The sequence below is a fragment of the Pseudomonas sp. LBUM1661 genome (assembly GCF_059695925.1).
The window spans coordinates 6,391,210-6,411,217 of sequence record NZ_CP166794.1 but is presented as its reverse complement, the minus strand read 5'-3'; the positions used below and the strand labels follow the sequence as shown (position 1 = coordinate 6,411,217).

Annotated in this window: 17 protein-coding genes and 1 riboswitch; of the genes, 8 read left to right on the top strand and 9 right to left on the bottom strand. The window is 59.0% G+C overall.

What is annotated here, in order from left to right; genetic code table 11:
- Window positions 1–32: 32 nt before the first annotated feature.
- Both madL and madM read left to right on the top strand, forming a co-directional pair.
- Window positions 33–449, top strand: a complete 417-nt coding sequence (gene madL, locus ACA057_RS29465) for a malonate transporter subunit MadL (RefSeq protein ID WP_497344406.1) — start codon at window positions 33–35, stop codon at window positions 447–449.
- A gap of 1 nt (window position 450) precedes the next feature.
- Complete coding sequence (gene madM, locus ACA057_RS29460) at window positions 451–1,215, top strand: malonate transporter subunit MadM (RefSeq protein WP_059402562.1); 765 nt, start codon at window positions 451–453, stop codon at window positions 1,213–1,215.
- A 119-nt stretch (window positions 1,216–1,334) separates the two neighbouring features.
- On the opposite strand, the gene ACA057_RS29455 is transcribed toward madM, so the two are convergent.
- Window positions 1,335–2,249, bottom strand: coding sequence for a LysR family transcriptional regulator (locus tag ACA057_RS29455; protein WP_497344403.1), 915 nt, complete (start codon window positions 2,247–2,249; stop codon window positions 1,335–1,337).
- 131 nt (window positions 2,250–2,380) lie between these two features.
- On the opposite strand from ACA057_RS29455, the gene trhA reads away from it, so the two are divergent.
- A complete protein-coding gene (gene trhA / locus ACA057_RS29450) occupies window positions 2,381–2,998 on the top strand; it encodes a PAQR family membrane homeostasis protein TrhA (protein WP_497344401.1) in 618 nt (205 codons plus the stop codon).
- A gap of 114 nt (window positions 2,999–3,112) precedes the next feature.
- Here the strand turns inward: trhA and ACA057_RS29445 are convergent, their stop codons facing one another.
- Together ACA057_RS29445 and ACA057_RS29440 are read right to left on the bottom strand one after the other, a co-directional pair.
- Entirely contained in the window at window positions 3,113–3,832 is a 720-nt protein-coding gene (locus ACA057_RS29445) for a 16S rRNA (uracil(1498)-N(3))-methyltransferase (protein WP_497344399.1), read from the bottom strand.
- 142 nt (window positions 3,833–3,974) lie between these two features.
- Entirely contained in the window at window positions 3,975–5,381 is a 1,407-nt protein-coding gene (locus ACA057_RS29440; protein ID WP_497344397.1) for an adenosylmethionine--8-amino-7-oxononanoate transaminase, read from the bottom strand.
- 223 nt (window positions 5,382–5,604) lie between these two features.
- Here ACA057_RS29440 and ACA057_RS29435 point away from each other — a divergent pair, with 223 nt between their 5' ends.
- From ACA057_RS29435 to ACA057_RS29425, 3 genes are all read left to right on the top strand, one after another.
- Window positions 5,605–7,362 (top strand): flavin monoamine oxidase family protein, encoded by a 1,758-nt coding sequence (locus tag ACA057_RS29435; protein ID WP_497344395.1) that lies wholly within the window; start codon window positions 5,605–5,607, stop codon window positions 7,360–7,362.
- 265 nt (window positions 7,363–7,627) lie between these two features.
- Window positions 7,628–8,179: a cytochrome b gene (locus ACA057_RS29430; protein WP_010466911.1), complete on the top strand. Its 552-nt coding sequence runs from the start codon at window positions 7,628–7,630 to the stop codon at window positions 8,177–8,179.
- A gap of 32 nt (window positions 8,180–8,211) precedes the next feature.
- On the top strand, window positions 8,212–8,805 hold the full coding sequence (locus ACA057_RS29425) for a YceI family protein (RefSeq protein ID WP_497344393.1): 594 nt from the start codon (window positions 8,212–8,214) through the stop codon (window positions 8,803–8,805).
- Window positions 8,806–8,993: 188 nt separating this feature from the next.
- On the opposite strand, the gene rhlE2 is transcribed toward ACA057_RS29425, so the two are convergent.
- The 4 genes from rhlE2 to ahcY all read right to left on the bottom strand — a co-directional run bounded on the left by rhlE2 (window position 8,994) and on the right by ahcY (window position 14,554).
- A complete protein-coding gene (gene rhlE2, locus ACA057_RS29420) occupies window positions 8,994–10,877 on the bottom strand; it encodes an RNA helicase RhlE2 (RefSeq protein WP_497344391.1) in 1,884 nt (627 codons plus the stop codon).
- A gap of 223 nt (window positions 10,878–11,100) precedes the next feature.
- Window positions 11,101–11,916, bottom strand: a complete 816-nt coding sequence (locus ACA057_RS29415) for a substrate-binding periplasmic protein (RefSeq protein ID WP_497344389.1) — start codon at window positions 11,914–11,916, stop codon at window positions 11,101–11,103.
- Between the two features lie 198 nt (window positions 11,917–12,114).
- Entirely contained in the window at window positions 12,115–12,960 is an 846-nt protein-coding gene (metF, locus tag ACA057_RS29410) for a methylenetetrahydrofolate reductase [NAD(P)H] (RefSeq protein WP_497344387.1), read from the bottom strand.
- Window positions 12,961–13,144: 184 nt separating this feature from the next.
- Entirely contained in the window at window positions 13,145–14,554 is a 1,410-nt protein-coding gene (gene ahcY / locus ACA057_RS29405) for an adenosylhomocysteinase (RefSeq protein ID WP_497344385.1), read from the bottom strand.
- 23 nt (window positions 14,555–14,577) lie between these two features.
- Window positions 14,578–14,680, bottom strand: a riboswitch (S-adenosyl-L-homocysteine riboswitch).
- Window positions 14,681–15,038: 358 nt separating this feature from the next.
- On the opposite strand from ahcY, the gene ACA057_RS29400 reads away from it, so the two are divergent.
- Complete coding sequence (locus ACA057_RS29400; protein ID WP_497344383.1) at window positions 15,039–15,443, top strand: acyl-CoA thioesterase; 405 nt, start codon at window positions 15,039–15,041, stop codon at window positions 15,441–15,443.
- A 205-nt stretch (window positions 15,444–15,648) separates the two neighbouring features.
- The gene (locus tag ACA057_RS29395; RefSeq protein ID WP_497344381.1) at window positions 15,649–16,527 is read left to right on the top strand and encodes a formate/nitrite transporter family protein; all 879 of its coding nucleotides are present in this window, start codon (window positions 15,649–15,651) and stop codon (window positions 16,525–16,527) included.
- 43 nt (window positions 16,528–16,570) lie between these two features.
- Here the strand turns inward: ACA057_RS29395 and ACA057_RS29390 are convergent, their stop codons facing one another.
- Both ACA057_RS29390 and ACA057_RS29385 read right to left on the bottom strand, forming a co-directional pair.
- Window positions 16,571–18,406 carry a patatin-like phospholipase family protein gene (locus tag ACA057_RS29390; protein WP_497344379.1) on the bottom strand — a complete coding sequence of 612 codons (1,836 nt, stop codon included), beginning with the start codon at window positions 18,404–18,406 and terminating at the stop codon, window positions 16,571–16,573.
- Window positions 18,407–18,833: 427 nt separating this feature from the next.
- Complete coding sequence (locus tag ACA057_RS29385; RefSeq protein ID WP_497344377.1) at window positions 18,834–20,003, bottom strand: MFS transporter; 1,170 nt, start codon at window positions 20,001–20,003, stop codon at window positions 18,834–18,836.
- Window positions 20,004–20,008 lie beyond the last annotated feature (5 nt).

Below are 20,008 nucleotides of genomic sequence, written 5' to 3'. Positions count from 1 at the left end.
ACATTCGACGATGCACTTTGAGGACAACAACAATGATTATTTACGGTGTGGCGCTGTTGGCGATTTGTACGCTGGCAGGGGTGATATTGGGGGACATGCTCGGCGTGTTGCTGGGTGTGCAATCAAACGTCGGCGGCGTCGGGATCGCGATGATCCTGCTGATCTGCGCGCGGTTGTGGATGCAAAAACGCGGCGGCATGACCAAGGATTGCGAGATGGGCGTCGGCTTCTGGGGCGCCATGTACATTCCGGTGGTGGTCGCCATGGCGGCGCAGCAAAACGTCGTGACCGCGCTGCACGGCGGCCCGGTAGCCGTGCTCGCGGCGATTGGTTCGGTAGTGATCTGCGGCTGCACGATTGCCCTGATCAGCCGCACCCATAAAGGCGAACCCTTGCCCGATGAACCGGCGGAAATCACCCCCGTCGGCACGCCTGTAGGAGGCCGCTGATATGTGGGATCTCATTGAAAAAGGTCTGGAACATAACGGTCTGGTCACGGCATTCGCGTTCGTCGGCGTGATCATGTGGGTATCGGTGGTGTTGTCCAAGCGCCTGACGTACGGGCGGATTCACGGCTCGGCGATTGCCATCGTCATCGGTCTGGTGTTGGCCTGGGTCGGCGGCACCATGACCGGTGGGCAGAAAGGCCTGGCGGACCTGTCGTTGTTTTCCGGCATTGGTTTGATGGGCGGCGCCATGCTGCGGGATTTTGCGATCGTCGCCACCGCGTTTGAAGTGCAGGCCACCGAAGCGAAAAAGGCCGGGTTGATCGGTGCGATTGCGCTGCTGCTTGGCACGATCCTGCCGTTCATTGTCGGCGCGAGTATTGCCTGGGCGTTCGGCTATCGCGATGCGGTGAGCATGACCACCATTGGTGCTGGCGCGGTGACGTACATTGTCGGTCCGGTGACGGGCGCGGCGATTGGCGCGAGTTCGGATGTGGTGGCGTTGTCGATTGCCACCGGGTTGATCAAGGCGATTTTCGTGATGGTGGGTACGCCGATGGCCGCGAAATGGATGGGGCTGGATAACCCGCGCTCGGCGATGGTGTTTGGTGGGTTGGCCGGCACTGTCAGTGGTGTGACCGCCGGGTTGGCGGCGACGGATCGGCGGTTGGTGCCGTATGGCGCGTTGACGGCGACGTTCCATACCGGGCTTGGGTGCTTGCTGGGACCTTCGCTGCTGTACTTCATTGTTCGCGGGATTGTCGGCTGACTTCAGATTCTGAGTTGTGTGGACTGACGCCATCGCTAGCAGGCTAGCTCCCACAGGGGGAATAGGGTTTGCACTTCCACTGTGGGAGCCAGCCTGCTGGCGATAGGCGCGACTCGGTTTCAGGCCTGGCGATTGGCGTACATCCGACACTCCGCCAGCAACGCCAGCAGATTCGGATCACGCTCCTTGGCCTTCAAAAACACCACCCCGATGTGCTGCTGCAACCGGTACTTTTCCTGCAATGGAATCAGCTTCACCCGGTTCTCATACACCGCCGCAATCCGCCCCGGCAGCAACGCATAACCCACCCCCGAGCTGACCATGCTCAGCAGGGTGAAGATGTCGTTGACCTGCATCGCCACCTTCGGCTCGAACCCCGCCTGCTTGAATACCCGATTCCCGTCCTGGTGCGTGGCGAAGCCCTGGGTCAGGGTAATGAACGTCTCGTCGCGCACCTCGGCCAGGTCGACTTCCGCGCGTAGGGCAAACTTCGAATCGGCCGGCGTGGCCAGGAAGATATCGTCGGAGAACAGCGGAATCTGCTCGCAATCCGGGTCGTTGACGCTGTCGTCGAGGGACACCAGGATCGCATCGACTTCCATGTTCTTGAGCTTGTACAACAGGTCGAAATTGGAACCGAGGATCAGGTCGATATTGAGCTCGCTGCGGCGGATCTTCAGGCCCATGATCAACTGCGGCACGGTCTTCACCGTCAGCGAATACAACGACCCCAGCTTGAAGCGTTCAGCCGAGAACCCGGCGGCTTCGCGGGTCAGGCGCACGGTTTCGACCACGTCCTGAATCAGCTTCTGTGCCCGTTCTTCCAACACATAAGCGCTTTCCAGTGGCGTCAGGTTGCGGCCTTCATGCTTGAATAGCGGGCAGCGCAGGGCGCTTTCCAGCGAGTGGATGGCCCGGTGCACGCTGACGTTGCTGGTCTGCAACTCGGCAGCGGCCCGCGCCAGGTTGCCGGTGCGCATGAATGCGAGGAACACCTCGAGTTTTTTCAGGGTCAACTCTTCATCGATCAACATGGGCCGAACTCTTATTCGAATGGCTCGATTGTGCACGCATGCAGGGAAATTTGTAGTTTGAAACATTGCACTTTCAGACTGCAGGCCTGAGCCTTACGCGATGCTGCAACGAATTTTAAGGTGAGCAACACATGTATCACGGGGAAAGATTGAATGCCTGGACGCATCTGGTCGGGGCGGTGGCGGCGTGTGTCGGTGTGGTGTGGATGCTGGTGATCGCCGGGATGGACGGCAGCCCGTGGAAGATCGTCAGCGTGGCGATTTACGGTTTCACCTTGCTGGTGCTCTACAGCGCGTCGACCGTTTACCACAGCGTGCGCGGGCGCAAGAAAGAGATCATGCAAAAGGTCGATCACTTTTCGATCTACTTGCTGATCGCCGGCAGTTACACGCCGTTCTGCCTGGTGACGTTGCGCGGGCCGTGGGGCTGGACGCTGTTCGGGATTGTCTGGGGCCTGGCGCTGATCGGCATTTTGCAAGAGATCAAGCCGCGTTCGGAAGCGCGGATTTTGTCGATCGTGATTTACGCGGTGATGGGCTGGATCGTGCTGGTGGCGGTCAAGCCGTTACTGGCGGCGCTGGGCAGTACAGGTTTTGCCTGGCTGGCGTCGGGCGGGGTGTTGTACACCGTGGGGATAATCTTTTTTGCGCTGGATCATCGGCTGCGCCATGCCCATGGGATCTGGCACCTGTTCGTGATTGCCGGGAGTTTGCTGCACTTTGTGGCGATTATGTTTTATGTCCTTTAAACCGCGTCGCGGCCAATCGCTAGCAGGCTAGCTCCCACAGGAGATCTCCAGTGAACATGAAATGGGTGAACACCCAAAATTCAATGTGGGAGCTAGCCTGCTAGCGATGGCGGCCTAGAAGTCACCCCAAAGCTGTTGGGCCACCGCAAGCGCAACAACCGGCGCGGTTTCTGTTCGCAGCACCCGAGGGCCGAGGCGGGCGGCATGGAATCCGTTTGCCTTGGCCTGCTCGACTTCAGCATCCGACAACCCACCCTCCGGACCAATCAGAAACGCCAACGTCCCCGGCTTCGCATGGCTCACCAACGGCTCCGCCACCGGGTGCAGCACCAGCTTCAATTCTGCGTCGGTCTGCTTCAACCAGTCCGCCAACAGCAGCGGCGGATGAATCACCGGCACCCGTGAACGCCCGCATTGTTCGCACGCACTGATCGCCACCTGACGCCAGTGCATCAGGCGTTTGTCGGCGCGTTCGTCCTTGAGGCGCACTTCACAGCGGTCGCTGAAGATCGGGGTGATTTCAGTCGCGCCGAGTTCGGTGGCCTTCTGAATCGCCCAGTCCATTCGCTCGCCACGGGACAGGCCCTGGCCGAGATGGATCGCCAGCGGCGACTCGACTTGCCCGGCAAAGCTTTCATCGATCTGCACCACGACGCGCTTCTTGCCGACTTCCACCAGCGTGGCGCGAAACTCCTGGCCCGAGCCGTCGAACAATTGCAGCGCATCGCCCTCGACCATGCGCAGCACGCGGCTGATGTAATGGGCCTGGGCTTCGGGCAATTCGTGTTCGCCAGTGCTCAGGGGGGCGTCGATAAAGAAGCGGGACAGTCTCATGCGGAGTCTCTGAAAAAAGTCTGAAAGTCTGGCGGCCTCATCGCGGGCAAGCCCGCTCCCACAAGATTGCACGGTACCTGTGGGAGCGGGCTTGCCCGCGATGACGGTAGTCCGGTCAGCGCTGGAACTTAGGGGAAATCAATCAACCCGGATCACGAAAACCCGGATGGAAGTCCTGTGGCACCGACACGCTGACGCTGTCACGGGTCGCGATGTCGATCCCTTCGCTGGCCACTTCCGCGAGGAAGTCGATCTGCTCCGGCGTAATGACGTAAGGCGGCAAGAAATACACCACGCTGCCCAACGGCCGAAGTAAAGCACCGCGCTCCAACGCATGCTGGAACACCTTCAAGCCGCGACGTTCCTGCCACGGATAGGCTTCCTTGGTGGCCTTGTCCTTGACCATCTCGATGGCCAGGACCATGCCGGTCTGGCGCACTTCCGAAACGTTCGGATGATCGACCAGGTGCGCGGTGGCGGTCGCCATGCGCTGGGCCAAAGCCTTGTTGTTCTCGATGACGTTGTCTTCTTCGAAGATATCCAGCGTCGCCAAGGCCGCCGCGCACGCCAGCGGATTGCCGGTGTAGCTGTGGGAATGCAGGAAGGCGCGCAGCGTCGGGTAGTCGTCGTAGAAGGCGCTGTAGACATCTTCGGTGGTGACGCAGGCCGCCAGCGGCAAATAGCCGCCTGTCAGGGCCTTGGACAAGCACAGGAAGTCCGGACGGATGCCGGCCTGTTCGCAGGCGAACATCGTCCCGGTGCGGCCGAAGCCGACGGCGATTTCGTCGTGGATCAGGTGCACGCCATAACGGTCGCAGGCTTCGCGCAGCAACTTGAGGTACACCGGGTGGTACATGCGCATGCCGCCGGCGCCCTGGATCAGCGGCTCGACAATCACCGCCGCCACGCTGTCGTGGTTCTCGGCCAGGGTCTGTTCCATGGCGGCGAACATGTTCCGCGAATGTTCTTCCCAGCTCATGCCCTCGGGCCGATGGTAGCAATCGGGGCTCGGCACTTTGATGGTGTCGAGTAGCAGCGCTTTATAGGTTTCGGTGAACAGCGGCACGTCGCCCACTGACATCGCCGCCATGGTTTCGCCGTGGTAGCTGTTGGTCAGGGTGACGAAGCGCTTCTTGTTGGGCTGGCCGCGATTGAGCCAGTAGTGAAAGCTCATTTTCAGCGCGACTTCGATGCAGGACGAGCCGTTATCGGCGTAGAAGCACCGGGTCAGGCCTTCCGGCGTCATCTTCACCAGGCGCTCGGACAACTCGATCACCGGCTGATGGCTGAAGCCGGCGAGGATCACGTGTTCCAGCTGATCGACCTGATCCTTGATGCGCTGGTTGATGCGCGGGTTGGCGTGGCCGAACACGTTGACCCACCAGGAACTGACCGCATCGAGGTAGCGTTTGCCCTCGAAGTCTTCCAGCCAGACGCCTTCACCGCGCTTGATCGGGATCAGCGGCAGTTGTTCGTGGTCTTTCATCTGGGTGCAGGGATGCCATAACACCGCGAGATCGCGTTGCATCCACTGATTATTCAGGCCCATTTTCAGTCTCCTCGAGGCGGTCCGTGACAGGCGCGGACATACAATCGCGCAAGCCTATGCAATGCGTCGCCCGGGGACAACCTATTGTGTCGTTTCAACTACTTTGTATAGGGCGATAGACGTCGCTGGCGGCCTTTTGATGGCTGACGTATTCTTCGCGGTTCTTTGAGTCGTCTGACTCGCAAAACCGCTATTTCCTCGTGTATTTTCCGGAGTTCGCTGAATGTCTGCTGGTTGGCTGCGCGCCTGTGCGCTGGTGATGTTGGGGCTGTTCAGCGTGTCTGCGCTGGCCAAGGATAAAACAGCGATCGTGATCGGCGGCGGGCTGTCAGGCCTCACGGCGGCTTACGAACTGCAGAATAAGGGCTGGCAGGTCACGCTGCTGGAAGCCAAGCCGAGCATGGGCGGGCGTTCCGGCATGGCCACCAGTGAGTGGATCGGTAACGACAAGACCCAACCGGTTTTGAACAAGTACGTCTCGACCTTCAAACTGAGCACCACGCCAGCGCCTGAGTTCGTTCGCACGCCAGGCTATCTGATCGACGGCGTGTATTACACCGCAGCCGATCTGGCGACCAAGGAGCCGGCCACCAGCGATGCGCTCAAACGCTACGAAAAGACCCTGGATGACCTGGCTCGCTCGATCGAAGACCCGCAGAACCCGGCGGCCAACAGCACGCTGCACGCATTGGACCAGATCAACGTGTCCAACTGGCTTGATCGCCTGAGTTTGCCTGCCACGGCCCGTCAATTGGTGAATCAGCAGATTCGTACCCGTTATGACGAACCTTCGCGCCTGTCGCTGTTGTACTACGCACAACAGAGCCGCGTTTACCGTGGCGTTTCCGACCGCGACCTGCGCGCTTCGCGTCTGGTCGGCGGCAGTCCGGTGCTGGCCCAGGCTTTCGTCAAGCAGCTGAAAACCATCAAGACCAGCTCCCCGGTCTCGGCCATCACCCAGGACAAGGACGGCGTGACCGTCAAAGTCGGCAGCGTTGGTTATCAGGCTGACTACGTCGTGGTTGCCGTGCCGTTGCGTGCACTGAACAAGATTGTCATGACCCCGTCCCTGGATGCCCAGCACATGGGCGCGATCAAAGGCACCAACTACGGTTGGCGCGACCAGATCATGCTGAAGTTCAAGACGCCGGTGTGGGAAAGCAAGGCGCGCATGTCCGGCGAAATCTACAGCAACACCGGCCTGGGCATGTTGTGGGTTGAGCCCGCCTTGAAAGGTGGCGCCAACGTAGTGATCAACCTGTCTGGCGACAACGCCCGCGTGATGCAGGCCTTTGGCGACAAGCAGATGGCCGATCAGGTGCTGATTCGCCTGCACGCTTTTTATCCACAGGCGCGTGGTTCGTTCACCGGTTATGAAATTCGTCGCTACAGCACCGACCCGTCGATGGGCGGCGCATACCTGGCCTTCGGCCCGGGCCAGATCAGTAAGTACTGGCGCCTGTGGGAGCGTCCGCTGCAACGTGTAGCGTTTGCTGGCGAACACACCGACACCTTGTACCCAGGCACTCTGGAAGGCGCATTGCGCACCGGTCAGCGTGCAGCGAGTCAGGTTGAAGACCTGGCGGCGGGCAAGTCGTTTGAGCCAGCGAAAGTTGTGCCGGCGGCGGCCGCTGTAGCGGCTGGCGCGGTGGCGGCGAAGAAAGGCAACTTCTTCACTAATCTGTTCGGTGGTTCGTCCGATGACGACAAGAAGCCGGAACCGGTCAAGGCACCAGAGCCAGTGGCGCCGACACCTGCTCCAACGCCGGCACCGACTCCAGCACCTGCACCGGTTGAAGCGCCGAAGCCTGTGGCCCCGGTGAAAGCCGAGCCGGCCAAGAAAGCCCCGGTGAAAAAGCCTGCTGCCAAGACCGAAGCCAAAAAAGCGCCGGCCAAAGCCCCGGCGAAGAAGGCTGAAACCGCGAAGAAACCAGCGGCAAAAACTTCTACGACCCCGGCGACGGAAACCAAAGCGCAGTAAGCTTTTGGCACTCAAAGAAACGCGGCAGACATGTCGCGTTTTTTTATGCCTGAAAGAAACCAATCACAAGAATCGAATAAATCTTGTGGCGCAGGTGTTCCATGGCTGGACTTCATTTTTTATTACACATTGGTCTTTAATCTTTCCTTAACGACTCTATTTCAGACTCTTGATCGTATTTCTCGATATTTCAAAGCGAAATTTTCCGCTTTAATTCGATAGATAACTCGATAGTCTTGGTCGCAGTTCTCACAGGATTTGGGCAATGCAGCTACGTAACTCTTCTTCCCGCTACGGTTGGGTCAGCGTCTTCATGCACTGGGGCGTGGCGCTGGCGGTCTTCGGTTTGTTCGCGCTGGGCTTGTGGATGGTCGGTCTCGACTACTACAGCACCTGGCGCAAAGACGCGCCGGAATTGCACAAGAGCATTGGCCTGGTGTTGTTGGCTGTCATGGTCCTGCGGGTGTTGTGGCGCTTTATCAGCCCGCCACCGCCGACACTGGAGACATATAGCCGCATGACGCGTCTCGGCGCCAAGTTCGGTCATTCGTTCCTGTACTTCAGCCTGTTTGCTGTGATGATTGCCGGATACCTGATTTCCACCGCAGACGGTGTCGGGATTTCGGTGTTTGGCCTGTTTGAAATTCCTGCGCTGGTTTCCGGACTACCGGACCAGGCAGACACCGCCGGTGTGATTCATCTGTATCTGGCGTGGGCGCTGGTAATTTTTTCCGGTCTCCACGCGTTGGCAGCATTGAAGCACCACTTTATCGATCGTGATGCGACCCTCAATCGAATGCTGGGCCGCAAAGCCTGAAGTTCAACCTCGACTCCAAAGGAATAGAAAGCATGTTGAAAAAAACACTCGCTGCTGTGGCAATCGGTTCGGCTCTGCTGTCCGCTAACGTGATGGCGGCTGACTACGTCGTCGACAAAGAAGGCCAGCACGCCTTCGTTGACTTCAAGATCAGCCACCTGGGCTACAGCTACATCACCGGTACCTTCAAGGATATCGACGGCAAGTTCAGCTTCGACGCTGCCAAGCCTGAAGCCAGCAAGATCGAGTTCAATGTGAACACCGCCAGCGTGTTCACCAACAACGCTGAGCGCGACAAGCACATCGCCAGCGGTGATTTCCTGAACGCGAGCAAGTTCGCCAAGGCCACGTTTGTGTCCACCAGCGTCAAATCCACCGGCAAAAACGCAGCGGGCAAAGACACGGCCGATGTGACCGGTGACCTGACGATCGCTGGCGTGACCAAGCCAGTCGTGGTCAAGGCGACTTTCCTGGGTGAAGGCAAGGATCCATGGGGCGGCTACCGTGCCGGTTTCGAAGGCACCACCAACCTCAAGCGTTCCGATTTCGGCAAGCAGAAAGACTTGGGCCCATCGTCTGACGCGGTTGAGTTGTACGTGACGTTTGAAGGTGTCAAAGCGAAGTAACCTTCGCGCCTGACCCAAAAACGCCCCCGATCTCACGATCGCGGGCGTTTTTTATTGCCAAACACAAATGGCATGGCCACCACAAATCCACTGTGGGAGCGTTGGTGAATTCAGGATTTGTGTCCGTAGCAGAAAACAAAAATGCCCCGGATCGTGAGATCAGGGGCATTTTTTAGTGCTGCGTTACATCAGCGGTTGCGGGTCAGCAACGCTGGTTTCTCGCCGCGCGGACGGCCTGGCAGTTGATCAAGTTGCTCTGGAGTCGGGAAACGATCGGTTTTCGACTCCTTGTGAATGATCTTCGGTGCCGGGCCGCGCGGGTTTTGCACGGCGGGTTCCGAACGCGGCTGGTCGTCGGCACGGGCCGGGCGACGGTTGCGCGATTCTTCGCGACGGGCCTGACCGTCACGTGGAGCGCCGTTGCGTGGACCGCTGCGTTTGGCTGGGGGAGTGCCGGTGGTGGCGCCATCGCTGCTGCGCGGACCGCTTTGACGACCCTGAGGCTTGCCGCCGGTGCGCGGAGCACCTGCACTTGCGCCAGCTGCGGCGCCTTGTGCCGGAGCACCCGGACGGCGACCACGGCCCTGAGCCGGTTTGGCTTGAGGAACGTAGTCGACGCGGTTACCGAAGTTATCGATATCGTCGTCCAGGAACTCGTCCGGAGCACGATCAGCTGCAGCGCGAGGCGCCGGGCGCTGTTGCTCGCGCGCCGGGGTGCCTTCGCGTGGCTTGTGTTCACGCGCCGGGCGATCACCACGGCCAGTGGCAGCAGGTTTTTCCTTGCCGCCCTTGTCCTTGCCTTTGTCTTTACGACCGCCGCCACCACCGGTGCCGTTCGGGCCGTCGCCGCGCGGGCCACGTGGGTTGCGCGGGTTACGCACATCCGGACGCTCGCGAACTTCTGGTTTTTCAGCTTCCACAGCGCTGGAGTCGAAGCCCATCAGGTTGCCGTCGGCAATCTTCTGCTTGGTCATGCGCTCGATGCTTTTCAGCAGTTTTTCTTCGTCCGGTGCAACCAGCGAGATCGCCTCGCCCGAACGACCGGCACGACCAGTACGGCCGATACGGTGCACGTAGTCTTCGTCGACGTTCGGCAGTTCGAAGTTGACCACGTGTGGCAACTGGTCGATGTCGAGGCCGCGCGCGGCGATGTCGGTGGCAACCAGGATGCGCACTTCGCCGGCCTTGAAGTCGGCCAGGGCTTTGGTGCGGGCGTTCTGGCTCTTGTTACCGTGGATCGCGACGGCGCTCAGGCCGTGTTTGTCCAGGTACTCGGCCAGGCGGTTGGCGCCGTGCTTGGTGCGGGTGAACACCAGGACCTGTTCCCAGGCGCCAGCGGTGATCAGGTGCGCCAGCAGCGAACGCTTGTGGTTGGCTGGCAGACGGAATACGCGCTGTTCGATACGCTCGACCGTGGTGTTCGGCGGCGTGACTTCGATGCGTTCCGGGTTGTGCAGCAGCTTGCCGGCGAGGTCGGTGATGTCTTTGGAGAAAGTCGCCGAGAACAGCAGGTTCTGACGTTTGCTCGGCAGACGAGCCAAAACCTTCTTCACGTCATGAACAAAGCCCATGTCGAGCATGCGGTCGGCTTCGTCCAGCACGAGGATTTCCACGTGGGACAAATCGACGCTGCCTTGGCCGGCGAGGTCGAGCAGGCGGCCAGGGCAGGCCACCAGCACGTCAACACCGCGGGACATGGCCTGAACCTGTGGGTTCATGCCGACGCCGCCGAAGATGCAGGCGCTGACGAATTTCAGGTCACGGGCATAGACCTTGAAGCTTTCATGCACTTGAGCCGCGAGTTCGCGAGTAGGGGTCAGGACCAGGACGCGCGGTTGGCGCGGGCCGTGACGCTGGGACTTGTCCGGGTGACCGCCTGGAAACAACCGCTCCAGGATCGGAAGGGCGAAGCCACCGGTTTTACCAGTACCTGTCTGTGCCGCAACCATCAGGTCGCGACCTTGCAACACGGCGGGAATGGCCCGCTGTTGCACCGGAGTAGGCTCGGTATAGCCCGCTGCCTCGATGGCGCGGACTAAAGCCTCGGAGAGACCGAGGGAAGCAAAGGACATGAGTAATCCTGTTTTAGTTAGGGCTTGGCCCAATGGGAGTCTTGCCTGGCGCGAATGGCGTTTATGAGGAACGCAATCCCGTCCGGTCCTGCTGGGGCTTGAAAGCTCGTCTGGAGCGCTCGCGCGGGCTGAAAAGCTGCGCTGTAGCGGGGTCGAGATGCCTTGAACAAGTCCGAGCGTCCGGGCGTGAGCCTGGCGGGAAGGCCGGAGTATAACAGAGCAATCACTGCGCGCCGCTTTCCTGCTGCTCAACGGTTTTTCCGCTGGCGGCGGTGGCCCTCGCGGCTTTGACTTCTGCCGCCGGGGCGGCGCCATAACGGGCGCTCAGTTCAGCGTAGGCGGGTTCGCGCTTGAAACGTTTGAGTTCGGCACCGAAACGTTGCACCAGCAAATCCATGCCCGCGTTGCGGCGTACCGCCAGAAACTGGCTTTGCTGGCTGATGACGATCGGGTTTTCACTGATCTTGTCACGGATGCCCAGCTCATCCAGCAAATGCTGGCCGACCCGGCGATCAGTGATCAGCAAGTCGATCCGGCCGCGCACCAGTTTGCCGAAGTTGGCTTCGTGAGTCGGTGCCGGCTCCCGCGTGAACAGGGTCGAGTCACTGAAATCCTTGCTGTAGAGATAGCCCGGAGAGGTGCCGATGGTCAGGCCTTTCAGGTCGTCCAGGGTGCGAAACGGATGGGGTCGCTCATTGGCGTAGAACATCACGAACTCGACTTCCGAAAGCGGTTCGCTGGGGTAGAGCAGGGTCGCCTCGCGCTCATCGCTGTGGAAAATATCGAGCGCGCCGTCCGCCTGACCTTGCTCAAGCATCGACAGACAGCGTTTCCATGGCAGGAATTGCCATTCCACTTCGATACCCAGGCGCTTGAAGACGATGGCCGTGGTTTCGTAGTCCAGCCCCAGTGATTTGCCGTTTTCCTCATACACGTACGGCGCCCACGGTTCTGTGACAATGCGCAATTTCTCGCCTCGAGCGGCAAAGCTCAGGCAAGTAAAAAGAAACACGGTCAGTAACTGCGCGATCAAAGGCATGGGTTGAGATTACGACGAGAAACCGGAAAGAGCCAGAAACGGGATCCAGAAGCTCTAACTCGGTGTGTTGCTGCACAATAACAGTGCGCTGAATGCAAAAGATCGCAGCCTCGTTTCACTCGACAGCGCCTACAGGGGATTGCGTACTCTGTAGGCGCTGTCGAGTGAAACGAGGCTGCGATCTCTTGATCTTGCTTCTTAGCGTGGCAACTTCAGGTTGTTCCACACCGCCAGACTCGCCTCAGCCTGGTTCAACGTGTAGAAGTGCAGCCCCGGAGCGCCACCTTGCAGCAGGCGTTCGCACATTTCGGTGATGACTTGCTCACCAAAGCCTTGAATGCTCTGGGTGTCATCGCCGTAGGCTTCCAGTTGCTTGCGGATCCAGCGCGGGATTTCCGCACCGCAGGCATCGGAGAAGCGTGCAAGCTTGCTGTAGTTGGTGATCGGCATGATCCCCGGCACGATCGGGATGTTCACGCCCATCGCCCGTACACGCTCGACGAAGTAGAAGTAGCTGTCGGCGTTGAAGAAGTACTGGGTGATCGCGCTGTCGGCGCCAGCATTGGCCTTGCGCACGAAGTTGGCGAGATCGTCTTCGAAGTTACGCGCTTGCGGATGCATCTCCGGGTAAGCGGCAACTTCGATGTGGAAATGATCGCCGGTTTCTTCACGAATGAATTCAACCAGGTCATTGGCGTGGCGCAGTTCGCCACTGGCCATGCCCATGCCCGAAGGCAGGTCGCCGCGCAGGGCGACGATACGGGTGATGCCGGCGGCCTTGTATTGAGCCAGCAAGCCGCGCAGGTCGGCCTTGCTGTCGCCAACGCACGACAAATGCGGTGCGGCAGGCACTTTGACTTCGCTTTCGAGCTGCAACACGGTGTTGAGCGTGCGATCGCGGGTCGAACCACCAGCGCCATAGGTGCAGGAGAAGAAATCGGGGTTGTACGTGGCCAGCTGACGAGCAGTGGCGAGCAGCTTTTCATGCCCAGCATCGGTCTTCGTAGGGAAGAACTCGAAGCTGTAGCGACGTTCTTGGGACATGGAGGGGCCTCCAGCGGCAAGCTGCAAGCTTCAAGCTGCAAGAGGGCGGTGCGCCGATTCTCGCGTTTGAATCTCACAGCTCACTGCTGCGTAATAGCGATGAAGAAGCAAGCCGCAAGCTTCAAATCGCAAGTAAACGAATCGCTCTTACTTGCAGCTTAAAGCTTGTAGCTCGCAGCTGCTGTTAGTAGCGATAAGCGTGCGGCTTGAACGGACCTTCGACGGTCACGCCGATGTAGTCGGCCTGGGTCTTGGTCAGTTGAGTCACGACGCCGCCGAAGCCACGGACCATTTCCAGGGCCACTTCTTCGTCGAGTTTCTTCGGCAGTACTTCAACCGTCAGGCGCTCGGCTTTCTGGGCTGGCGAGAGGTCGGCGTACTTCTGGCCGAACAGGAAGATCTGCGCCAGCACCTGGTTGGCAAACGAACCGTCCATGATGCGGCTTGGGTGGCCGGTGGCGTTACCCAGGTTAACCAGACGGCCTTCGGCCAGCAGGATCAGGTAGTCGTCGTTCTGGGCATCGAATGCGCCAGGACCGGTACGGTGGATCTTGTGAACCTGTGGCTTCACTTCTTCCCATGCCCAGTTCTTGCGCATGAAAGCGGTGTCGATTTCATTGTCGAAGTGGCCGATGTTGCAGACCACGGCGCGCTTCTTCAGGGCCTTGAGCATGTTCGAGTCGCAAACATTGACGTTACCGGTGGTGGTCACGATCAGGTCGATCTTGCCCAGCAGCGCTTTGTCGATGCTTTCTTCGGTGCCGTTGTTGATGCCGTCGATGAACGGCGAAACCAGCTCGTAGCCGTCCATGCAGGCTTGCATGGCGCAGATCGGGTCGACTTCGGAGACTTTAACGATCATGCCTTCCTGACGCAGGGACTGGGCCGAGCCCTTGCCCACGTCACCGTAACCGATGACCAGCGCTTGCTTGCCGGACAACAGGTGGTCGGTGCCGCGCTTGATTGCGTCGTTCAGGCTGTGACGGCAGCCGTACTTGTTGTCGTTCTTGCTCTTGGTCACCGAGTCGTTGACGTTGATAGCCGGGATTTTCAGCTCGCCCTTGGCCAGCATGTCCAGCAGACGGTGAACGCCGGTGGTGGTTTCTTCGGTGACGCCGTGGACGCGGTCCAGGATCGCCGGGTATTTCTTGTGCAGCAACTCGGTCAGGTCGCCGCCGTCGTCGAGGATCATGTTGGCATCCCAAGGCGCGCCATCTTTAAGGATGGTTTGCTCCAGGCACCACTCGTACTCTGCTTCGGTCTCGCCTTTCCAGGCGAAAACCGGGATGCCAGCAGCAGCGATAGCGGCAGCGGCCTGGTCCTGAGTCGAGAAAATGTTGCAGGACGACCAACGCACTTCGGCACCCAGGGCAACCAGGGTTTCGATCAGCACGGCAGTCTGAATGGTCATGTGGATGCAGCCGAGGATCTTCGCGCCTTTGAGCGGTTGCTCGGCGGAGTACTTGCGGCGCAGACCCATCAGGGCCGGCATTTCGGATTCGGCGATGATGGTTTCGCGACGGCCCCAGGCAGCCAGGGACATGTCGGCGACTTTGTAATCGTTAAAATCAGCAGGCGTGATAACAGCGCTCATGATGAGCCTCCATTCGTAATGTATGCGAATGGGCGCCGTTGTGCGTTTAGAGTCTGATCGATGACAACCAGGCAACGCCCCATCCGAGCCTGACAGGTCGAACCTGCTGCAGCGCCCCTCGGACAGGTGGCGGGAAAACGGTATCAGGTGGCCCGCATGACCAGTTTTTTCAGCTCAACTTCGGCGCCATAAGCCCAGATCCTGCGTTGCTGTTCCTCGCCATAGCTGGCTATGACTCGTCACAGCGCCTTGGCTCTGGACTTCTGGCATCCGAATTTGAGCTGAAAAAACTGGTCTTGCGGGCCACGTGAAGATGACCGTTCTGAAACGGTGGCGATTATAGCGGGCTATTCTTATCTTCCAAAGCCTTTCTGTTGATCAATGTCTGAACGGTAATCGAGACCATAGTCGATGCTTAATAGAGCTCTAGGTCAGGCTCTGCCATGATGCCCACCATCATTCGGCAAGACGCTCAGGAGTGAATATGAATTTCCACACCCGCAAATGGGTAAAACCCGAAGACCTCAACCCCAACGGCACGCTGTTTGGCGGCAGTCTGTTGCGCTGGCTCGACGAAGAAGCGGCGATCTACGCCATCGTCCAGCTGGGCAATCAGCGCGTGGTCACCAAGTACATTTCCGAAATCAACTTCGTCAGCGCCTCGCGTCAGGGCGACATCATCGAACTGGGCATCACTGCCACCGAGTTCGGTCGCACCTCGATCACCCTCAAGTGCGAAGTGCGTAACAAGATCACCCGCAAAAGCATCCTGACGGTGGACAAGATTGTCTTCGTCAATCTGGGTGAAGACGGCTTGCCGGCGCCACATGGCCAGACCGAGATCAAGTACGTCAAAGACCAGTTCAAGGATGATGTTATCCACGAGTGAGATCGGCGCTGCGCCCTTCGCGAACAAGCCCGCTCCCACATTTGATCTCGGTCGCACACAAATTCTGCGTCCACTGGAGATCAAATGTAGGAGCGGGCTTGCTCGCGAAAGCGGTCTACCCGTCAACGATGATTTGGCGGACCACTGAACAGCGCCGAACCCCACGTGTCGTACCTACATGACACGCCACAGGTTCAGGAGCTTTATGGACACGCAAAAAGACGGCAAGACCCCGGACCTTTCGCCTAAAGAGCAGCACGAGGTCGACAAAAGCCAGCCTCCACGTGCCGCGGTATTGCACGAAATCATCCGCACCCAAGGCGATCAGGAACTCGAGCGCACTGTCGCCGCATTGTGGTGGTCGGCATTGGCCGCGGGCCTGACCATGGGGCTTTCGCTGATGGCCATGGGGCTGCTCAACTCCCGCCTGCCAGATGGCGAAGGTTTCAAAGTGATCGCCAGTTTCGGTTACTGCGCGGGTTTTCTCGCGGTGATCCTCGCCCGCCAGCAACTGTTCACCGAAAACACCCTGACCGCCGTGCTGCCGATCATGAGCAAACCCACGCTGGGTAACTTCGGCCGATTGCTGCGCTTATGGTCGGTGGTGCTGGTGGGCAACCTCTGCGGCACGTTAATGGTGGCGTATGTGATGCTGAATCTGCCGATATTCGACAGCAAGACCGACCTGGCCTTCCTCGATATCGGGCGCAAGATCATGGAAAACGACGCCAGCCAAATGTTCGCCAAAGGCATCGTCTCGGGCTGGATGATCGCGACCATGGTCTGGATGATTCCATCCATGGAGAGCGCCAAGATGTGGATCATCATCCTCATCACCTACCTGATGGCGCTGGGGGATTTCACTCACATCGTGGTCGGTTCGGCCGAGGTCTCGTATCTGGTGTTTGCCGGCGAGTTGCCGTGGAAGGATTTCTGGCTGGTGTTCGCCGGTCCGACGCTGGTGGGGAACATCGTCGGCGGCAGTTTTATCTTCGCGTTGATCAGTCATGCGCAGATTCGCAGTGAGTCCGGCCCTCCAAAAGACAAGGGAAGCGAAGCGCAGTCGGCGTCTGACAAACATTAGCCGGGCGAGGCATCAACGCTCGCCCGACCGAACGTAGTGTTTATCAGCCAGGAATCAACCATGCACGGGCTTGATCAACGGTTGTCGAATTGAAAGGACGCGACGAATTCGGGAAGCTCCGCGAGACGTACTGATCGACAATCCGATGGAGTACCGCGTTGTAATCCTCGGCGCTCGTGGATTCTCGCAGGTCAGCGATGGCCTCCTTTAACAGCTTGATGTTCGAATCAGGCTGGTCAAGACGATACACGGACGGATAGATCACTTCGCGAATGAAATTTTCGCTCTTGGTGGTGATGTCGCGGGCGCCCATTTCTTTGATCGCTTCGGTCAGGACCGCAGACTTTGGCCCTGTTGCTCCGGAATCCATGCGCTTGACTGCTTGAAGCAGCTCCATGTAATCCGGGACGTTTCCATGATTGAGTTTTTTTGCCAGCCACTCGGCTTTTCCCGGTGTGTCGCCGAGCTGATCCAGAGTATCGATGGCTTTACGCATCTCTGTGGTGAGTGACAGCGAGCCCTTGGTGGTGGCTTTGGCATCAATCAAGGCGTGTTTTAAATCGGTCATCGCTTGTTTAGCTTGCCGCCGGAAGGCGATGGCCGCTTCACTTGCTGGATCGTTCTTCAACTCAAGCACCGCTGCGTCGTACTGTCGATCATCAAGGGCGAGCAATGCACCGCCGATGGAGTTAAAGGTGAACGTTTCTCTGTTTTCGATGCGACTTTTCAGGTGATCGTGCACTGCACTTTGGAGTTTTTGCTGCAGGTGGTTTTTGTCCTCCATCGGCATACTGAAATTAACGGTGCCTTTTATCGTGCCGGTAAAGTTGCCGCGTTCGGTCTTTAGAGGAACGATGACCGTACTCTTTTCAAACGCTTTGATGCCATCGGCTTCTTGTGCGTCTCGAGCCGAGTAGGCGACGCCGACAAACTTGTCGGCCATCGCAGAGGAGAGTGTTCCGCGATCATTTTTTTTGCTGCCATTCTCGCTCTGGAATTTGAGAATCAACTGATCGCTTTCGGGAATTATGCTCATCGGAAATTGAGGCTCGTAAAGCTCCATGACCGGTGTGTTGAGCATGATCCCACCGTCCTGAAATGCAGTCCGCTCTCCATCAGCCTGAAAAGCCAATCCTTGTTCCGAAGGCTTTTGAAAGACCACAGGCAACGAACCTGAAATATGGGCTGCGACCGCCACGTCCATGTCGGGGGTCAGGCTGGCATTGAGCACCACCATCTGCGGTCGATCGTCGAACATGGCCGTGCCGGTAATGTGCAGTTGCTTGATTTCAGGGATGCCCTTGCTTAGCTTCTCCAGATCGCCGAAGGTCACAAAATTCCTGTTCAGTATTTCCTTGACCTGATCTTCAACCTTTTCAGGTAACGCTCGTTGTGGATCATTACGGGCATGGTTGAAACGCGCCAGAATTGACTCAATCATCTTTTCGCGGATCAGGGTTTCCAGCGGCATGGCTTTGGTTTGCAGGCGAGGCATCAGGTCGAACAGCAACCTCCCGATGTCACCCGCCTTTCCCGGGACTTTCGCGGCGCCTTTGCCCATGACGGAGCTGGCGTGTTGCAGGGGTCCCAGCACCTTGTTCTGACTGTCGAGCAGTGAAACGAGGTTGGTCTCGTCCGACATCTTGTCGAAGCCTGCGTGGTCCATGCCGCTGGCCAGAAACGCCGCAGAAATAGCGCCGGCGGAAGAGCCGGAGATGCTGCGGATCTTGTCCAGTGCCTGATTCTCCTCCAGCGCTTTCACCATCCCGGAGAAGGCGACGCCCTTGGCGCCACCGCCGCTGAGTACCAGTCGCTCGATGTCGGGGCGCTTGAGTTCGATTTCGACCACGCCGTTATCTTTGTAACGGCGGATAGTCATGTCTCGATCAGTCAATGAGTCCGCAAGCGTTTCGAGCTTACCTTGACCTGTCTCCATTGACCCCTTCATGAAATCACCCCAGTCATGGTCTATCGGACCTGACGTTGATCTCTGTGAAGTGTCCGTCGGGGTCGATGACCTGTATGAGGATGTTGGGATGTTGCCAATAGGGGTCATGAGTGCCTCTTCCTGTGAGCGCGTGTGCGGAAGCTGCACTTTAAAAGAATCGAGGGCATGGGAGATCGCTGCGTATCAATTGGGAACACAAGCGCAGAGACGGTTGGTGCGGGGCTTGGTCATGAGCTGAAAGGCTCTGTTTAGAGCCTTTCAGTCGGGTGTCAGGTCGTCCGTCGAGCGGCCTGAAGAAAATTCACACAACGGGCGTCCTGAATGACTCGACGTTCAGGATCGTTTTTCTGACTGGCTATCAGCCGGACACATTGACCGTTGCCACACCGCGACGTTGCAGGTAGATGAACAGCAACGCAGCCAGCACCGTAAACCCGCTGACCAGCGCGCCGGTCCAGGGCAAGTCTGCGAGATCCGCGCCGCTGGCGACCACTAGCCCACCAATCCACGCCCCCGCCGCATTGCCGAGGTTGAACGCGCTTTGGTTCAACGTCGATCCAAGGTTCGGTGCTTCATGGGCCTGATCAATGATCAGCAGTTGCAGGATCGGGCACAGCGCGAAGGCAAAAATCCCCCACAACACCAGCGTAATCGCCGCCGGGATCACCGAGTGACTGGTCTGTGTAAACGCGGCCAGCACGACCAGCACCGCCAGCGCCATGCCCACCAGCGAAGGCAGTAAACGGCTGTCAGCCAACCGACCACCGAGCATGCTGCCTGCCGTCAAACCCACGCCGAACAACAGCAGCATGATCGTCACGCCGTGGGGGCTGACACCGGTGATGTCTTGCAGGATCGGCGCGATGTAGGTGAACACGCTGAACAGACTGGTCGAGGCCAATACGCTCATGCCCAGGGCCAGCAGCACATTGACCTTGCCCAGCACTTTGAACTCGCTGGCCAGGTTGGCCTTGTCCATGGCGATGTCCTTTGGCAGCCAGACCCATTGCGCGATGGCGGCAATCACGCCGATCACCGACACCGCCCAGAATGTCGAGCGCCAGCCGGCGTATTGCCCGAGCGCGGTGCCCAATGGCACGCCGAGCACGTTGGCCAGCGTCAAGCCGGTGAACATCATGGCAATCGCCTGGGCCCGTTTGTTCGGTGCGACCAATCCGGCGGCGACCACCGAGCCGATGCCGAAGAACGCGCCATGGCAGAGCGCGGTGATCACGCGCGCGGCCATCAGCGTGGCGTAATTCGGCGCGAGGGCGCAGAGGATGTTGCCGAGGATGAACATCAGCGTCATGCCCAGCAACGTGGCTTTGCGCGGCATGTTGGCGGTGCCGACCGCGAGGATCGGTGCGCCGAACACCACGCCCAGGGCGTAGCCGGTGATCAACAGGCCGGCGTCGGGGATACTCACGGCAAGGTCGCGGGCGACATCGGGAAGCAAGCCCATGATGACGAATTCAGTGGTGCCGATGCCGAACGCGGCAACGGCGAGGGCAAGCAAGGCGAGTGGCATGCGCA